Source organism: Phormidesmis priestleyi ULC007 (assembly GCF_001895925.1).
GTDB lineage: Bacteria > Cyanobacteriota > Cyanobacteriia > Leptolyngbyales > Leptolyngbyaceae > Phormidesmis_A > Phormidesmis_A priestleyi_A.
Genome location: NZ_MPPI01000001.1, coordinates 237,986 through 255,007 on the forward strand (window position 1 = coordinate 237,986; position 17,022 = coordinate 255,007).

General features: G+C 49.5%; 17 protein-coding genes. 7 read left to right on the plus strand and 10 right to left on the minus strand.

The features are described 5' to 3' along the window. Nucleotides 1-40: 40 nt before the first annotated feature. A complete protein-coding gene (locus BRW63_RS01060) occupies nucleotides 41-1,213 on the minus strand; it encodes a glycosyltransferase (RefSeq protein WP_083582601.1) in 1,173 nt (390 codons plus the stop codon). A gap of 425 nt (nucleotides 1,214-1,638) precedes the next feature. Continuing rightward, nucleotides 1,639-3,069, minus strand: coding sequence for an SLBB domain-containing protein (locus BRW63_RS01065; protein ID WP_073069055.1), 1,431 nt, complete (start codon nucleotides 3,067-3,069; stop codon nucleotides 1,639-1,641). A 294-nt stretch (nucleotides 3,070-3,363) separates the two neighbouring features. On the opposite strand from BRW63_RS01065, the gene BRW63_RS01070 reads away from it, so the two are divergent. From BRW63_RS01070 to BRW63_RS01085, 4 genes are all read left to right on the plus strand, one after another. Then, a complete protein-coding gene (locus tag BRW63_RS01070; protein WP_073069056.1) occupies nucleotides 3,364-4,200 on the plus strand; it encodes a CheR family methyltransferase in 837 nt (278 codons plus the stop codon). 76 nt (nucleotides 4,201-4,276) lie between these two features. Beyond that, the gene (locus tag BRW63_RS01075) at nucleotides 4,277-5,887 is read left to right on the plus strand and encodes a hybrid sensor histidine kinase/response regulator (RefSeq protein WP_223257256.1); all 1,611 of its coding nucleotides are present in this window, start codon (nucleotides 4,277-4,279) and stop codon (nucleotides 5,885-5,887) included. Beyond that, the gene (locus BRW63_RS01080) at nucleotides 5,884-6,258 is read left to right on the plus strand and encodes a response regulator (protein ID WP_073069058.1); all 375 of its coding nucleotides are present in this window, start codon (nucleotides 5,884-5,886) and stop codon (nucleotides 6,256-6,258) included. Before BRW63_RS01075 ends, BRW63_RS01080 begins: the two co-directional genes overlap by 4 nt. 114 nt (nucleotides 6,259-6,372) lie before the next feature. After that, on the plus strand, nucleotides 6,373-6,714 hold the full coding sequence (locus BRW63_RS01085) for a cupin domain-containing protein (protein ID WP_073069059.1): 342 nt from the start codon (nucleotides 6,373-6,375) through the stop codon (nucleotides 6,712-6,714). Nucleotides 6,715-6,858: 144 nt separating this feature from the next. Here BRW63_RS01085 and BRW63_RS01090 read toward each other — a convergent pair whose 3' ends face one another. The 5 genes from BRW63_RS01090 to BRW63_RS01110 form a co-directional block, all read right to left on the minus strand. After that, complete coding sequence (locus BRW63_RS01090; protein WP_073069060.1) at nucleotides 6,859-7,050, minus strand: hypothetical protein; 192 nt, start codon at nucleotides 7,048-7,050, stop codon at nucleotides 6,859-6,861. After that, nucleotides 7,043-7,495: a hypothetical protein gene (locus tag BRW63_RS01095; RefSeq protein ID WP_073069061.1), complete on the minus strand. Its 453-nt coding sequence runs from the start codon at nucleotides 7,493-7,495 to the stop codon at nucleotides 7,043-7,045. The genes BRW63_RS01090 and BRW63_RS01095 overlap by 8 nt, the downstream gene beginning before the upstream one ends. A 281-nt stretch (nucleotides 7,496-7,776) precedes the next feature. Continuing rightward, complete coding sequence (locus BRW63_RS01100; RefSeq protein ID WP_073069062.1) at nucleotides 7,777-9,762, minus strand: caspase, EACC1-associated type; 1,986 nt, start codon at nucleotides 9,760-9,762, stop codon at nucleotides 7,777-7,779. Between the two features lie 4 nt (nucleotides 9,763-9,766). Further along, nucleotides 9,767-10,147: a hypothetical protein gene (locus BRW63_RS01105; protein WP_073069063.1), complete on the minus strand. Its 381-nt coding sequence runs from the start codon at nucleotides 10,145-10,147 to the stop codon at nucleotides 9,767-9,769. 196 nt (nucleotides 10,148-10,343) lie between these two features. Then, nucleotides 10,344-10,526: a type II toxin-antitoxin system HicB family antitoxin gene (locus BRW63_RS01110; protein WP_073069064.1), complete on the minus strand. Its 183-nt coding sequence runs from the start codon at nucleotides 10,524-10,526 to the stop codon at nucleotides 10,344-10,346. A gap of 159 nt (nucleotides 10,527-10,685) precedes the next feature. Between BRW63_RS01110 and BRW63_RS01115 the strand changes: the two genes are divergently transcribed. Further along, nucleotides 10,686-11,282, plus strand: coding sequence for a Uma2 family endonuclease (locus tag BRW63_RS01115; protein WP_073069282.1), 597 nt, complete (start codon nucleotides 10,686-10,688; stop codon nucleotides 11,280-11,282). A gap of 225 nt (nucleotides 11,283-11,507) precedes the next feature. Here BRW63_RS01115 and BRW63_RS01120 read toward each other — a convergent pair whose 3' ends face one another. Together BRW63_RS01120 and BRW63_RS01125 are read right to left on the minus strand one after the other, a co-directional pair. Further along, entirely contained in the window at nucleotides 11,508-12,404 is an 897-nt protein-coding gene (locus BRW63_RS01120; protein ID WP_083582602.1) for an FGGY-family carbohydrate kinase, read from the minus strand. Nucleotides 12,405-12,526: 122 nt separating this feature from the next. Continuing rightward, on the minus strand, nucleotides 12,527-13,144 hold the full coding sequence (locus BRW63_RS01125) for an FGGY family carbohydrate kinase (RefSeq protein ID WP_073069066.1): 618 nt from the start codon (nucleotides 13,142-13,144) through the stop codon (nucleotides 12,527-12,529). An 81-nt stretch (nucleotides 13,145-13,225) separates the two neighbouring features. Between BRW63_RS01125 and rbsK the strand changes: the two genes are divergently transcribed. Then, nucleotides 13,226-14,161: a ribokinase gene (gene rbsK, locus BRW63_RS01130; protein ID WP_073069067.1), complete on the plus strand. Its 936-nt coding sequence runs from the start codon at nucleotides 13,226-13,228 to the stop codon at nucleotides 14,159-14,161. Between the two features lie 152 nt (nucleotides 14,162-14,313). Here the strand turns inward: rbsK and BRW63_RS28690 are convergent, their stop codons facing one another. Beyond that, nucleotides 14,314-14,685, minus strand: coding sequence for a hypothetical protein (locus BRW63_RS28690; RefSeq protein WP_073069068.1), 372 nt, complete (start codon nucleotides 14,683-14,685; stop codon nucleotides 14,314-14,316). A 1,119-nt stretch (nucleotides 14,686-15,804) separates the two neighbouring features. Between BRW63_RS28690 and BRW63_RS29840 the strand changes: the two genes are divergently transcribed. Then, nucleotides 15,805-16,941 (plus strand): GTPase family protein, encoded by a 1,137-nt coding sequence (locus BRW63_RS29840; RefSeq protein WP_397428383.1) that lies wholly within the window; start codon nucleotides 15,805-15,807, stop codon nucleotides 16,939-16,941. The last annotated feature ends 81 nt before the right edge of the window (nucleotides 16,942-17,022 follow it).

Here is a 17,022-nt window from a genome sequence, read left to right on the forward strand (position 1 = left end):
CTCAAGTTGGTAAATGGCAAATGTCGAATGTGCAGACTTCTTATAGAACCGTTTCGCGGAGAATGGAGGAGATCGGGAAAGATTCTCTATCCAGGTCAGATTCTTGATGTAGATGAGGGGTCGATCGCGGCGATTGGCAAACCTGGTCGATCACGGCTTCGAGTTTTTGGAAGAACGTGTCTTCTGAAAAGTGATCGATCGCGTGTTCTCGAATCGCTTTGTAATCCCATTCTTGATTGCGCGATCGCACCAATCCTCGCTGCAATGATTCGGGTGTTTGGCGTTTAAACAAAATGCCTGTCTTACCGGGGATTTGAGTATCTAAAACTCCGCCTGCCCCATAAGCGACCACTGGAGTGCCACTGGCATTCGCCTCGACGGGCACCAGTCCAAAATCTTCAAGCGCGGCAACAATGACGGCACTGGCTTTAGACATCAGCCGAGTTCGCTCTACATCAGGCACATAGCCTAAAAATTCAATATTGCTGCGAGCCTGTGATTGAAGCCGTTCGCGCTCTGGGCCGTCTCCCATAATCACCAAGCGCCAGCCAAGCCAGTTAAAGGCTTCGACCACCAGGTCAATTCGCTTGTAGCTCAACAGTCGTGACGAGACAAGATAGAAATCTTCTTTCACGTCTGACGGAGTAAATTTGCTCGTTTCGATCGGGCAGTTAATCACGATCGCAGGTTTACGGTAAATGCGCCGAATTCGATCTGCCACCACACTAGAGTTACCGATATAAAGATCGGGTTCTTGAGCGTATTTCAAATCGGTCGTTCGCATGGCTCGAAAGATGTGTTCTAACGCTGGAGAAAAGCGGCGGAAGCTGCCATATTCGCGCAGGTAAGTTTGGGTATCCCACAAAAATCGAGTGATGTTATTGCAAAAGCAAATATGGTGAGCGTCAGGGCGTTTGCGGACTGCTTTTGCAAAACTGGTGGTGCTGCTAATAATCAGATCGTAGTCTTGCAAATCGAGCGATCGAAATGCCGGGTAGTATAAGGGAGCCAACAGTCTGAAATGCTCGGCAGCGTTGGGAATATTTTGCAGCCAGGTCGTCTGAACTTGGCGATCGCCCAAATCAATACTTCTATCAGGATCGTAGAGAGAGGTATAAATATCTGCTTGAGGATAGCGTTGGCAGAGCAATTCAAAAACCCTCTCTGCTCCACCTTTTTGCGTTAAATAATCGTGGACTAGTGCAATTTTCATTACCAGAAACCAGCGAAGCTAGATTGTAGGTGGTTCGTCAATAAGTTGTTAAAAAAAATGACACCCTTGACTTCTACTTCAATACGTAATCTGGTAGTTGTTCTGATTATTTAAGAATTATGGCTGCATATTTTGAGTGCGTGTATCAATTCATCAAGTTTTTACACTTTCAATATTTTTGCAGCCTTATAATTACCATCAGAATTGTTCTGAAAAATTTGAAAATCTGCAAATTTTTCGCACCCTGAATCAATCTCTTTGTAGGTCAGAGATTTTCTATCAGTAATCTATAGTTGATAGATTACTTAATCATTAGCTTGTTCAACTTCGCGTTTCGTCATTACAAGCATTCTTTTCTAGTTAACTTGTGTTTTGTCTACGATCGCTGTTTTGCATCAGTTCGTCAATCCGTTAGAAACTGCATTCTATAAACCGAAAAGTCTAAACACACCCAACAATCCACTAAACGGAGATAGGATCGATTGGATCGTGGATGAAACGCCCGCCAAAGCTGACTTTCGGACTACCAGCGTGTCATTATTTCGGAGGGCTGGATTGCCCTTCTCGTTAAGCCCTTGAGCAAAATCGACAGAAATATCTCGTTTTGTCACCGTTCCGTTGGGGTTGAGACGAATCAAAGTGACCGACCCTTTTCGTGCTCGATCGTTAAATCCCCCTGCCGCTAATAGTCCTTGATTAAGTGGCGTGTTGGGATCGATCGCCAGAGTTCCAGGTCGTCCCACTTCTCCCACCACATTGATGTTGATTTTGTTGGTTGAAAAACTGGCAGAGGCAATTCGAGTTGCTTCTTGATCGTTGAGTGTCGTCGCGGTTGGGATCTCGATCGTGTCGCCTTCTTGAAGCGGCACATCTTGACGCAGATCGCCCGATGCCAACAGCTTCCAAAAATCGACGTTAATGGTTTGAATGTCGCCCGATTGCGTCATTCGTCGCACCTGAATCTTGCGAACATCAGCAGTCTGAGTAATGCCGCCTGCCGTTTGAATCGCGCGAGTCACACTGTTTGCTTGCAGCGTTGGCGTATTCGTGTCACCGCTGCCGTTACCACCCGCCTGAGTGAGCGTATAAGGGCCCGGACGATTGACCTCTCCCACCACAGCAATTTTGATCGGGCGAGTGGTGCTGGTGGCAAAATTAGCCGCCGCTAATCGTCTCATGCCGTTTAAATCAACTTGAGAACTTGTAGGAATCAGAATGCTGTCGCCATCGCGCAACCGCAAATCTTGCCGCACATCTCCGGTTTGCAACAGTTGCCCTAAGCTGACGGTAATGATTTCGTCTGCACCTTGATTAAAAGGGCGAGGGCGACGAATCTGCACGCGATCGATATCGGCTGCCTGAGTCACCCCTTCAGCCAACTGCAAAACTTGCGTTAAACGAGGGCTGCCTCCCGCGGCGGCTGGCACTGGGTAAGAACCCGGACGATTCACTTCACCCGCGATCGCCACCGTCACAGGGCGCGCTGTCGTCAAGCTAACCGTTACCATCGGGCGCGTCAAGATGGCATCAAATCGCCTCGAAATGACCGTTGCCGCTTGCTTGAGCGTTCGACCCTGCAATGAGACGGCTCCCACTTGCGGAAAGTTGACCGTGCCATTGGGTAACACCTGGTAATCACCCGTAAACTCTGGCACACTAAAGAAATCGACGCGAATGCGATCGCCCCCATCTAAAAGATAGCCGTCGTCTTCAGACGGCGTGGGCACACTGGCAGGAGCCGGGTTTGGCTGCACACGAGCCTGGACGATCGCGGGAGAAAAGCAAGCAGTTGCCACCAGCAGCACTAGCGTAGATTGACCAATCAAACTGAGTTGTGACCGAACACGAGTTACCATAAATCTTCGTTACGGATACGGAGTCCTTTGCTTTCTTCATACAAACGACTCAGCAAATATCCGGGTAGTTTAAGTCAAAAGTAGAAAACTATCATTCAGTAAACACGTAAATTCACGGGGCCTATGTAGAAGCCGAAGATTTTATTAAGTGCTCTAGCGACAATGAAACCACCTTGCCTCTCCCGCAGGAGAGGGGCTTTCAAAAGTGTTAAACCAGTCCCTAGAGCTTTGCTAGAAATAATCTGCCCTAAGAGTGAGCAACTCTATGCCCTTTGCTGAGTAGACTATTCGCTGATGGACACCATCTCATCCACCCCTAACTTAGAGGACATCGAAATTCAGTTGCTTTTAGATGGCATTTATCGTTACTATGGTCACGATTTTCGCAACTATGCTGCCGACTCGCTTAAGAGACGCATTCGTCGTTTTCTTAACGTAGAGGGGATCGCAACTGTTTCGGCATTGCAGGCACAAATCTTGCACGATCGGGCTTGTCTGAAGCGGTTCTTGCTCAGCCTCACGGTCAACGTGACAGCCATGTTTCGAGATCCCAGCTTTTTTCTCGCCTTTAGAACATTGGTGGTGCCCCTGCTGCGAACCTATCCCTTCATTCGCATTTGGCACGCGGGTTGCTCGAGTGGGCAGGAGGTTTATTCAATGGCGATCGTGCTTCAAGAAGAAGGGCTTTATCATCGCTGTCGCATCTACGCAACTGACACGAACGAGATTGTTTTACAAAAAGCAAAGCAGGGCATCTTCTCACTAGAATTAATGCAAGAATATACGCAATTTTATTTGAAAGCAGGTGGCAAAAGTAGTTTCTCAGAATACTATACGGCTGCGTATGACAGCGCCATATTTCGTTCATCGTTGAGAGAAAATATTGTTTTCTCGCAGCACAATCTTGCGACCGATTCATCGTTTAATGAATTTAACGTGATTATTTGTCGCAACGTGTTGATTTATTTTAATCACCTCCTCCAAGATCAAGTTTGCAGTCTGTTTCATAGCAGTCTGTGTCCGTTTGGCATTCTTGGTTTAGGGCGACAAGAGTCTCTTAAATTCACTGCCTACGAAAAGCAGTATGAAGAGATTGCGATGGGTGAAAAGCTTTACCGGAGGTTGAACTAGTGAGACAACCTCGGCACAGTTTCCCTTGCAGTCAATTCATATTCTCTTCTACTCAGAAAAGCCTATGCAGCCCGATATGAAAGTAAACATTCTGCTGGTAGACGATCAGCCAAAAAACTTGCTAGCACTAGAGGCGGTTCTCGGTGATCTGGGGAATTTGGTGAGAGCCAACTCTGGGCAAGAAGCATTACGACATCTGCTGAATCAAGACTTTGCTGTCATTTTGATGGATGTGCAAATGCCAGGCATGGATGGCTTTGAAACCGCTACATTAATTCGTAGTCGTTCGCGATCGCGCCACGTTCCGATTATCTTTCTCACTGCTTTTAGTGCCAGCGATCAGCTTATGTTTAAAGGCTATGCGCTGGGGGCAGTTGATTATTTGTTCAAACCCATTGACTCTAGCATTCTAATTTCTAAAGTCACCGTATTCGTTGATCTGTTTAAGAAAACCGAAGCGGTGCAGCGACAAGCCGCCCAACTTGTGGCCATGAATGGGGAACTGCGCCAAAGCGAAGAACGATTTCGATCACTGAGTGCTTGCTCTCCGGTCGGCATCTTTGTCGTTGATTCGGTGGGGCGCTGCACCTATGCCAATCCGCGATTTCAGGCGATTTGCGGTTTGACTGAAGCTCAGAGTTTAGCAGCAGGCTGGTTTCCGTCGGTCTGTAGCGAAGACCAGGAACGGGCGATCGCCCAGTGGCAAACCTATGTGTGCGAGGGCAGTCACTACTCTGAAGAACTGCGGTTTGACCCCAGTGACGACCACGCGCCACGCTGGATGCACGTGCGCTCTAGCCCCATGCTGTCGGCTCAAGGAGAACTCTTAGGCTATGTGGGCACGATGGAAGACATCACTGAGCGCAAACAAGCCGAAGAAACCCGTGCCGAAATGCTGCGCGAACAGATCGCTCGACAAGAAGCCGAAGCCGCCAGCCGCATGAAAGACGAGTTTCTCGCAGTGCTATCCCACGAGTTGCGAACGCCCCTTAACTCAATGTTGGGATGGGCGCGACTGCTGCGATCGAAGAAGATGGATGAGACTAGCGTGGCCCGTGCGTTAGCCACGATCGAACGCAATGCCGAAGCCCAATCGCGACTGGTCGAAGACATTCTAGACGTGTCTAAAATGATTCGGGGCAAGCTTCAGCTTAACTACTGTGCGGTTAATCTTGTTCACGTAGTTGAGATTGCGATCGACTCGGTGCGACCGCAAGCAGATGCAAAATCAATTCAGTTAATTACCTCGATCGCTCCATCGGTCAGCAAAGTTTGGGGCGACCCGATGCGGTTGCAGCAGGTAATTCTCAACCTGCTCACCAACGCCATCAAGTTTACGCCCAACGAAGGCACCGTTGAGGTGAAGCTAGAGAAACAACTGAATGAAGAATTCCTTCAGCTTCAGGTCATTGATAACGGAATTGGCATTGACTCCGACTTTTTGCCTAGAGTCTTCGATCGGTTTCGCCAAGCCGATAGCAGCACAACGCGATCGTTTGGGGGTTTAGGATTAGGGTTGGAGATCGTGCGTCACTTAGTCGAACTCACCCAAGGCACCATTCGCGCAGAAAGCCCCGGTGAAGGAAAAGGCTCAACCTTTACGGTTGTTTTACCGTTGTGGCAGGGCAGCGATCCACTGCTCAATCATTTGGTGTCAGAAAATTTAGAAGGCGCAAATGTTAAATGAAGCGCGTTTTAATTATTGACAACGAACCCTTTATTCAGGAAGTTGCAAAAATCTGTCTAGAGATGATTGCAAACTGGGAGGTGATCACGGCAAGTTCTGGAAAAGAAGGCATTATCAGAGCCATAGCCGAACAACCAGACGCGATTTTGCTCGATGTGATGATGCCTGAAATGGATGGACTGACCACCTTTGCCCAACTTCACAACAATGCTGCAACTCAGTCCATTCCAGTCATTTTGCTAACCGCTAAGATTCAGACTTCTGCTCAGCACCACTATGCTCAACTGGGGATTAAAGCGACGATCGGCAAACCCTTTGAGCCACTAGAACTTGCCCATCAGATTGCCGCCGCGCTGAATTGGAACCTGTAGTCTCTCTGCCATTCGATAGGGATCTTTTGAAATGCATTGTCTACCAAAGTTAGACGAAAGCCTACTCCTAACGGTCTAGTATTCCTTTAGATCAAGATTAACTCTAGGAATCTCATGGCTGACACAAGCGTCAAAAAAGTCGATGCCCAGTCCTCGCCCCACGGTGATATGGGTCAAAAATATTTAGCATCGGGCAAGCAAGTTTCGATGCGGCTTTGGGAAAATGAGCAACCCAGCGAGGCAAAGCCCAACACTCAACGAGACTATGAAACTGTGGGATATGTGATCCAAGGTCGAGCAGAATTGCACATTGAAGGACAGATGGTTTTGCTAGAGCCAGGAAGCTCTTGGGTAGTGCCTCAAGGCGCGTCTCACACCTACAAAATCTTGGAGTCGTTTACGGCAGTCGAGGCAACGGCTCCTCCTGCTCAGGTGAAGGGCAGAGATGGAGGGTGAAGCCAGAGCTTGAGTTTCCAAGTGTGGAGAGGCAAATAGCGCCGCAGTTTGAGTTTGATGAAAAGACTGTGATGCTTTCTGAACATTTGCGATCGCGAACAGATGGGCGATCTCCAATTTACGGAGAGATAATCGCTGAGATGCTCAAGCCACTTTTCGCGCTTCTTCGGCTTCCAATTCAGCAAGTGTCGCGGCTGCATCGGCTAAATATTGGGCAATATTGGCGCGAACGATCGGGTCCTGTTCTTGTTGCAGTTCTTTGGTGTGAAATAAAACTCGGAGACGGCATCCTTGAAGCGACTCAGGATCAATAGCGTAGTGATGTGGCTCAGACATCTAAACTTTCCTCCTGTACTTCAATCCTGACCAATTGCCGTTCTGTTTCGGAATAGATAAATTTTACACCAATCATCAAGTTGCTCCCTAACAAAATATCTTGAACAGCTTCTGTTGGAGATAGCGAAGGGTGACGGGCAATGACAGCGTAATGACCAGGAGCAAGATTTGCAAAGATCGCGATCGCAGACCGTAGCATTACAGGTTGCTGGTCAACAAAAGCTCTGTCTGAAGTCAGCAAGATCAAAACGAGTTCGCCATCAATGGAGGACATCCCTGCACCTTGCTGATTGCGGATCACAGCAATAATGTCTGCCAACTGGTTCACTCCTGTCTGAGATTGAATCTGCACAGTAGATAAGAGTTTAGCGCAGGTTGAGCGTGATGAGAAACTGTGATGCTTTCTGCGAGAGTTGCGATCGTGAATCAACCAGCGATCGCGCACCGCAAAAAATATTGAAATCCAATGCCCATCAACCCATCAACACGTCACCACCATCGTAGGGGCAGTGCCCCCGCGCCTGCCCGTGCCACCATCGCACCCACGAATATCTCTAATCTACGATCGCCCAACCATCCTCCCTCCAATTTTTGACGTACGATCGCCCAACCATTTCCCTCACACGAATGTCTTCAAAGAACCAGCGCTGAGGGGTTCGTTTACCCGATGGTTTAAGGGGCAACTACAGGGGAATTGCCCGTACAATTTGCCTGCATGGGCAGGGTTTAAGGAGTCCTGGGAGCAGGGAGGAGGACGCGAAAACCGATGTTGTTGTTGCGGTCATCGCGCCTAGTCCTGTTGCGATACGCAGAACGGCAGAAGATAGGGTTGTTGCTCCAAGATCCGCCGCGCAGCAGACGAAGTGTATTTTCGCGATCGCTATCCAGTTCCCAAACCCGACCATCAGCAGGAGCATTGTCATAATTCTCATGCCAAGGATCAGCACACCACTCCCAAACGTTTCCGTGCGTATCATATAGCCCAAACGCATTAGGCGGAAAGCTGCCTACATCCGTTGTTTGTTTTCGGTAAACTCCTTTGGGAGAATCGCCATAAGTCTCGTTGCCGTCGTAATTTACCAAATCTGTTGTAATCGTTTCCCCAAAATGAAACGGCGTTGTCGTTCCTGCGCGGCAAGCGTATTCCCATTCGGCTTCGCTGGGTAGACGATAGGTTTTCTCAGTTTTTTGGGAGATGCGATCGCAAAACTCAACGACCTCATCCCAAGACACTTGTTCAACAGGTCGATTTGCTCCTTTGAAGTTTGACGGGTCGGGATCGAGATCAAGATTGATTTTGGGGAGACTTGCGATCACGCTCCACTGCGCCTGAGTGATCGGATACTTGCTCATGAAGAAGGGTGCGATCGTCACCTTATGCGGTGGCTTTTCACCGTCATACTCCATCGAACCCATCGTAAATGAGCCGCCCGGAATCGAGACCATATCTAGCTTGAGAAAGTCTTCTGTAAAATATTCAGCACGACCGGGACGAGTTTGAGTTGTCAATTTCTTCTGCCCAAACAAGCCCGATTTCTGCTGCACTTCTAAGGTGACAATATCAAACTCGAACGTTGAGACAGTTCGCGGGGTTGGTGGAGCAGGACGAGGAATAGAAGGCTCAACTGGTGGAGGAGCAGGGCGAGATTTAAGGACGCGCTGCTCGATCGCGCCCACATTTTCATCCGTGAGATTGAGATCTTTTTGCAAGGCTTTGAGTTCTTGACGAGTCCGATCGCTTAACGGAGACTCGATCGCAATCTCTTCTTGCAAAACCTCTTCATATTCCTGCAAATTGCGCTGATGCTGGAGATAAGGTTCTAAAACTTCAGCCTCGATCGCGGCGGCTTCTGCGATCGTGAGGTTGAGAGACTGCGATCGCCGATTCAACACACGCCGCCCAGCAGGACGAATGATTCCGTCTTGGCTAAATTCCTCAACCGTCGATCGATACAGCAACTTTGGATCACTAATCGGCGCATTTGCCAGAAAGATTTTCTCACCCTCTTGCAGAATATATCGCTGAGGACGCATCGAAGGAGCGGCTTTGCTCACTCTAGCTTTGGCACAATCGTGCAACTCATTGACCGAAACCTTGCCATCGCGATCGAGATCCGCCGCCCCAGTTTCAATGCCTTCGACCAAATAGCGAGTATAGACCGCTAACTCTTCTCCCTTGCGCTCAAACGAATATTCCACCGCCGAAGACGACGTAAGCACAATCCGACCTTCGCCGCCCAACTGCTGCTTAAAGTCGATCGCCCCTTCTGCATCTCTAGCAATCATGCCCTCGCCAAACGCGCCACTGTTGCAACAATCTAAAATCACAACCTGGCGATTAGAGGTGCAGTTTTCCATCACATCATGCACAAAACTAGCCGGAACAGCCGTTCCTTTGTTGAGCTTGCCTTGCGAATTTTTTCGGGTGCTGCAATTGGTGAAATAGAACTTGCCAAACTCATCCGTGATGCCATGCCCAGAAAAATAGAGCAGCAGCAGATCATCTTCATGGCAATTGTCGAACAAGGTCGAAATTTCATTTTGCATCGTCAGCAAATCAGGATTTTGAAGCGGTGTCACCCGATCGAATCCGCCAATCTCTGGATGTTGCAAAACCCGCCGCATTGCCTCGACATCGTTCGCCGCCGCAGGCAATGGGTTTAACCCCGGCTCATATTCACTCACCCCAATCAACAGCGCAACTTTTGCCATAGGGTTACATCGACTGCGAGAGCCGCTTAATCGTTTCTTCAGCCGCCGCCAGTTCTTCGCGACTGCTGACTTCAAGCTCTATTTCTCGACCATCGGCAAACTTGGCTTTAATTTTGATCGGTTTGTTTCCCAATCGATCGCCCACAAATCCAAATAAGTTTTTGAGGCTGGCAACACTCACTTCCGCTTGCAGCAACCCCCAGAGAAACGCACCCAGAGCGCGGTTTCCTTCGGGTGGATTGGGGTCGGCAACGCGATCGACCTTAACGCCTTCTAGCGATCGCATCTGTTGCCAGAGAGTTTGCGTCAGTTTTTCCTGCTTTTCAGGGCTAAGATCCGGGTCTTGAAACGTAAAGGTAAGCTCAACATTGGGGGCGATCGTCATGGCAAAATCTACATCTAACGGCGAGGACTAGACTGAATTCTAACCTTTCTCTATAGAATTCACGAAGCCTTAAGATTGCCCTGAATTTTTACTCATTGATGCGATCGCTAAATGCGCTATGCGTCGTTACCTTCTTCACTCCAAGGCCTGTCCTGTATCATCCTGCTCATCGAGATCGATCGCTTCCATCATCTACTTAATGCTTCTCTCTCCCCTCAGTTTCAGAAAGGGTTTCTAGATAAAGTTCGACGGCTTCTTTGATATTGGCTTGCACTTCTTCCAAAGTGTCTCCTTGCGTTTGGCAACCTTTAAGCTGCGGACAGTAAGCATAGTAGCCACTCGCATCTTTCTCAATCACAACGTTGATTTGGTAAGACATAAGATTGTCGTTCTGTCCAAACTAGCAAATTATCCTACTCTTCATTTTAGAAGCGATCGCCAGCTTACATAGATGATTTGTGGGAAAGCTGCCGCAAACCAGCATACGCTCTCGCCCTTCAGTCAAAGCTATAATGCAACCACAGAGTTTGAACCTGCCATGACGCAACTGCTTGTTCGCCACTCAACCGATCAGCACCTCATTCACCACGGGCGGACGTGGGAACAATTTAAGCTGATCGAACAAGGGTTTGAAGATTCTCCAGGGGTGCGGCTATATTACTACGATGGTACGATCGAGATTCTTATGCTAGGGCAAGACCACGAATTTTTCAGCCGAGTAATTGGGCTACTCATTAGTGTTTTCTTTGCTGAAATCGGCGTTGAGTTCGCTCCTACAGGCGCAATGACTCAAGAGAGAAAGGGAATCGTATCGGCACAAGCAGACGAATCTTATTGCATCGGAGACTTGAAGTCTAAGCCAGATTTGTCGATCGAAGTCATCTTCACCAGTGGCGGCCCCAACAAATTAGATCGATATAGAGCGCTTGAAATGCCTGAAGTTTGGTTTTGGGAAGATGGATTATTTAGCCTACATCACTTGCGAGAAAATGAGTATGAGCGAATCGAGCGCAGCGAGTTACCTCACCTAAAGCGTCTCGATATCAGTGTCTTAACCGAATGCGTTCTGATCGCTCAAACCTCCAGACTTGAAGCGATCCAAAAAATCAGAGCCGCAGCCGCTGAAAGTACCTGAAGCCGAGATGAGGACATTCAACTATCGATAGACGAGTCGATAGAAGGAATTGACTGTGCAAAATACTGAATTGACGAGTCAATAGAACGAATTGACTGTGCAAAACACTGAATAGACGGGTCAATAGAACGAATAGACAGGTCAATAGAACGAATTAACTGTAGATGACACTGAATTAAGGCATGAATGGATGGAACAGGCAGGGCGATCGCTTCCCTGGAACGATTATTGAGCGCGCCTCCAGTCATGCAAGGGAGAATAGAGCGATTGGTAACGATGCCAAGCAGCTTCTAGCTCTGGGGTGACAGTGTTTGGAGTAATGACTCGATCGTAACCCGCCTCCAGCTTGGGAACAGTAGAAAGGCTGCGGTAGATCTCCGTTCCTAACCCTGCTAAAATTGCCGCCCCTCGACTAGAAGCCGCAGACATAGTTAGAGGATGAAGCGGCACTTGCAGCACATCTGCAATCAGTTGTTGCCATACAGGATCGATCGTACCGCCGCCTGTCAGATTGAGCGCTGGCACCGAAATGTTGATCGCCGTCATTGCCTCTAAACCTTGCTTCAGCGAAAACGCAACGCCTTCTAGCGCCGCCCGCATTAAGTGCGATCGGGAGTGGTGCAGCCCCAAACCAACCCAGGCACCTCGCGCATTAGGATCAAGATGCGGCGTTCGCTCTCCGGTCAAATAAGGTAAAAACGTCAGTCCTTCACACCCCGCAGGAACGGCAAACGCTTGAGTATAGACTTGCTGCCACGTCAGACCCAACATATCGCGCACCCATTCCAATGCCAAGCCAGCATTTTGGATGGCGGCGAGTGCATACCACTGTTGAGGCAACGCCGATCGATACAAATGAGTGTGTTTTCGAGGATCAGCGATCGGCTGATCGCGAAGGCTAACGATTTGGGCACCTGTTCCGATCGTCAGTTGCACTACTCCCGGATTCACAACACCACTTCCGAGAAGAGCGGCGGCTGTGTCGGCGGCTCCAGTGACTACAGGCAAACCAGGAGGCAAGTCTAGATGTTCTGAGGCTTCGGGGGTTAGATGTCCCGCAATACTGCTAGACGGAATTAGTTTAGGAAGCCAATCCGATCGCAGATTCAACGCATCGATGATGGTGGATGACCAGCGGTCTTTGCTGACGTTATAAAGGGTGCGACCTCTACCTGATACTAAAGTGACTCAAGCCTCCTGCTGATAAGGTTTTTGAACGATTTCACAGTAGTCTTTTTGATTATTCATTGATCAATTTTACAGGCACTCAAAACCCTTATGGAGCAAAAGGTAATCGGTTTTTTCCAATGTATCGGATGGAGGTCGCACCCGTTATAAAGCAGTGTGCCTGATGCGTCGGAGGGGTCTGTGGCGACTTCTCCCGTCAGACGAAATCGCAGCCAATCTTTCGGCTGAAGTGCCCATCGAGCGTTGGTGTAAATATCTCGTTCATATTTGCGAAACCAGAGCAAACTCGTTCCTGCCATTCCGGTCGTGATTGGGTTGGCGAGTTTAGAGTGCAGACCCGACCCGATCGCGTGATAGGCGTAGAGCATTTCGCTCGATCGCGTATCTGCCCAAAGAATTGCCGGGTAGAGCGGTTGGGCGTTTGCATCGGTCAAGACGACTCCGTGCATCTGCCCCGATAGCCCGATCGCTCGAACATGTTTTCGGTGATCTTGAACCGCAGACTTAACGGCGATCGCCACCGATGCCCACCAATCTAACGGATTGATCTCCGCCCATCCCGGTTTAGGCGTTTGCACCAAATAGCGACTCGACGATTCAGCAATGATTTTGCCATCATTGCCCAGCAACACCGCCTTCACCGAACTTGTTCCTAAATCAATGCCCAGCAGCATAATTGAATTTTGGATAAGGAAGCGTGAAAATCTGTGGATGGAATGACCTAATCTTGATTTTAGATCCAAATTCAAAATCCTATGTCTCTTCCTCACGTAGTCGTCTTCGGCAGCATCAACATGGATTTGGTCGCGAAAACCCCTCGCCTACCAAGACCCGGTGAAACGTTAACAGGTCACAGTTTCTCAACCGTTCCAGGTGGAAAAGGAGCGAATCAGGCAGTTGCGATCGCACGTCTAGACATTCCAACGGTGATGATTGGGCGAGTCGGAAACGATCGCTTTGGACAAGAACTTTTGCAAAGTCTACAATCCGCAAAGATTCAAATAGAAGATATTTTAGTGGATGATTCGGTTAGCTCTGGTGTTGCCCTGATTGCAGTCGATGATGAGGGTGAAAACACGATCGTTGTGATTCCGAGTGCAAACGGACGGGTGAATGAGTCTGATGTCGAAAGATTGTCATCTCACTTAACCGGAGCAGATTCACTGTTGTTACAGTTAGAGATTCCGATCGCAGCCGTCAAAGCCGCCGCTCAAGCTGCCAAAAAATCAGGAGTCCGGGTGATTCTCGATCCGGCTCCTGCACGGTCTGACTTGCCGATCGAACTCTATCCCCTAATCGACATTTTGACCCCAAATGAAGGAGAAGCCGAACAACTGGTAGGGTTTCCGATCGAGAGTCCGGCTTTGGTTGCCGAGGCAGCCACCATTTTGCAGCAGCGCGGAGTCAAAACCGTTGTGATCAAATTAGGGGCAAAAGGCGGATTTTGTGCCACGCCCGACGAAGCATTCTTTTTTCCGGCGTTTCAGGTAGCGGCGATCGACACCGTAGCCGCCGGAGATGCTTTTAATGGAGGACTCGCTGCCGCGCTTGCAGCAGGAAAACCGCTTCGAGAAGCCATGACTTGGGGAGCCGCAGCCGGGGCACTCGCCACCACAAAACCAGGGGCACAATCTTCACTGCCCGATCGCGCCACTTTGATCACGTTTCTTGAGCAACAAACCAATCGATAAGCTTGCGAGCGATGCTCAGTTTTGACAGAACTTTTGACAAATCGTGTTTGTCAAGCTATAGCAATCCTATTTCAATTGCCAGAGTGGAAAAGGCTTCCAGCCTGTACGGGCAAGATGCCCATCCCACAATTCATTTAGGATGCTATGGGCGGCTATGGTAGCACTTGTTCAGACGGCGAATGGTGGACTAACCAGCGATGCAGCCCAATCATCACGATCGCCAACGGCACCAAAAAAGCGGGAATGATTTCTAACCCTGCTCGATCGGCAACCCACCCCACGATTGTTGGAATCGACGCAGAACCTAAACTGCCGACACTTGCGAGAAACCCGATCGCATATCCCGTCACTTGACTGATAAACAAAACCGTCACCGTTGCTGGGGTCAGATGATAAGTTTCCAGAATCGAAGGCAGCAACACTCCTAATCCGCCTTCAGCAATGCCGATCGAAATAAAGGCATAAAAGGCTAAAGCGATGCCGATCCAATGGGGATGATTTGGGCGCGATCGTGACGAAATCATTCAGACAACGGTAGCGACTAACAAGACTCCGAATGTATCTGATCTTCCTGCCGCTATCATCCTCTATCAGATTAGATTCCCGACATTCCTAAAATGGACAAATGATTTAGGTAGGGGCAATCCCCCCGTGGTTGCCCTCCATATTCTCCATATTCTCCCGTATTTCTCCATCTTTCGTTATTCCGTGAGTCAAGGGTAGGCACGGGGGCGCTACCCCTACAATCATTTCATTTCCTCATTCTGCAATGCCGCAGATTGGATTTCCTACACACTGATATTAGGTACAAAATAGAGCAAGTCTCTCCGTTGTACCCATTTTATTGGTCAACTATTATGGTGCGCCTCAAACTTTGGCAGTGGGCAGTTTTAGGATTGCCGATCGCGTTCGTCGCTAGTTTTCTGCTGATCGCCGCTGGGTTTCAAATTCACGCCTGGGGCATTAGCTGGATCTGGGCGATCGTCGGCTTAAGTCTTGTGGGCTGGCGCTGGCTTTTGGTGAAATGGACTCAGCCCGCCCTCGCCCAAGTCGAAGCCATTGTCACCGAACTCTCTGCCGACTTGCAGACAGAAACACCCACCACTGAGCCTGCCAATACGTCGTTTCAACAAGCCGAAGCAGCGCTTCAAAACACCCTGCAAGTCTCTCGCACCGATCCCGCGCTCTGGGAAGACTGGAACGTATTTTGGCAACGCTGCCAGACTTTGATCAGCGACATCGCTCAGGTCTACTATCCTCAAACTAAGCAGCCGCTGCTCAACATCTACATCCCCCAAGCTTATAAGCTGATGCGCGGCACGATCGACGACCTCGATCAGTGGATGCAGCGGTTGACTCCGGCATTAAATCAAGTGACGATCGGGCAAGCTTATCAGGCATACGAGGTTTATCAAAAGCTAGAACCGTCTGCCCGTAAGATTTGGCAAGCCTGGAATTGGGCGCAGTGGCTGCTCAACCCGGCGGCGGCGATCGCTAAAACGGTCACTCAGCGCACCAGCAACCGCGCCACTCAAGAGCTATTGTCTAATCTCAGCCAACTGATGCGAGAAGCGACTCTGAGAAATTTAGGCAGACAAGCGATCGCGCTCTACAGCGGCAGTGCCAATCCTGGATTAGAGGAGATGCCGCTCGCCCAACCAGTCTTGCCCAAGGCTCAAACGCAAACCCTGCGAGAGATTATTTCACAAGCGAATCCATCTCAAACCGTCGAACAATCGCCCGTTAACTTGCTCTTAGTGGGTCGCACCGGAGCCGGAAAAAGTAGCCTGATCAACACCTTGTTTATCGAAGCTCAAGCCGAAGTCGATGCCCTGCCCAGCACCGATCGCATTCAAGATTATCACTGGCAAACCGCCACTGGAGAAACATTGACGCTGTGGGATTCTCCTGGCTATGAGCAAATCGATCGAGAAGACTTGCGCGATCAGGTGCTTGATCATGCCGCCCACGCCGATCTCGTTTTGCTGGCGACTCCTGCCCTCGATCCTGCCTTGCAGATGGACTTAGATTTTCTCAAAGACCTCCAGTCTGAGATCTCAGATCTGCCGATGATCGCCATTGTCACTCAGGTCGATCGGCTCCGTCCGATTCGGGAATGGCAACCGCCTTATGATTGGCAACACGGCGATCGTCTTAAAGAAGTCTCGATTCGAGAAGCCACTCAATATCGAGCCAGTCTTCTCGGTCAAATCTGTCCACTAGTGCTGCCGATTGTGACGGGCAGTGAAACCCGCCAACCCTGGGGCACAGAAGCGCTATCGCTGGCAATTTTGGACTCGATCGCGCCTGCAAAGCAGCTTCGTCTGGCTCGCTTCTTTAAAAATCTCGATGCCCGGACGATCGGCGCGGCAAAAATTATCGACCATTACACCTTTCAGATGGCAACCACCCAAGGTCTAGCCGCTTTTCTCAAAAGTCCCGTGCTGAGTTTCATCTCGACGTTAGCCACCGGGTCGCCCACTCTGGCGCTTTTACTCGCTGAGAAGATTCCAGTTGAGCAGCTTCCGGTCGTAATTGGTAAGCTGCAACTCGCTTATGACCTATTCAATCTGCTGACCGCCGACCAACTCAATCCGCCCAGTTTTGACTTTGGGGCAATTTGGGGATTATTAATCGAAAATTCTGCCTCACCAGAACACAACGCTTGGGCATTTGGACACGCGCTCACCGAATATTGGACACAATCACTCACCGCAGAGCAACTGCGATCGCGATTTGAATACTACATGAAGACAGCCGACCCGAACGTCAGAAATTAGCAGCAAACCCCATAGAGTGCTATAAACAATTGCGCGACCGAGAAAAGTTTGGGGCATACTAGCAAGCGCCCTCCCACCCTT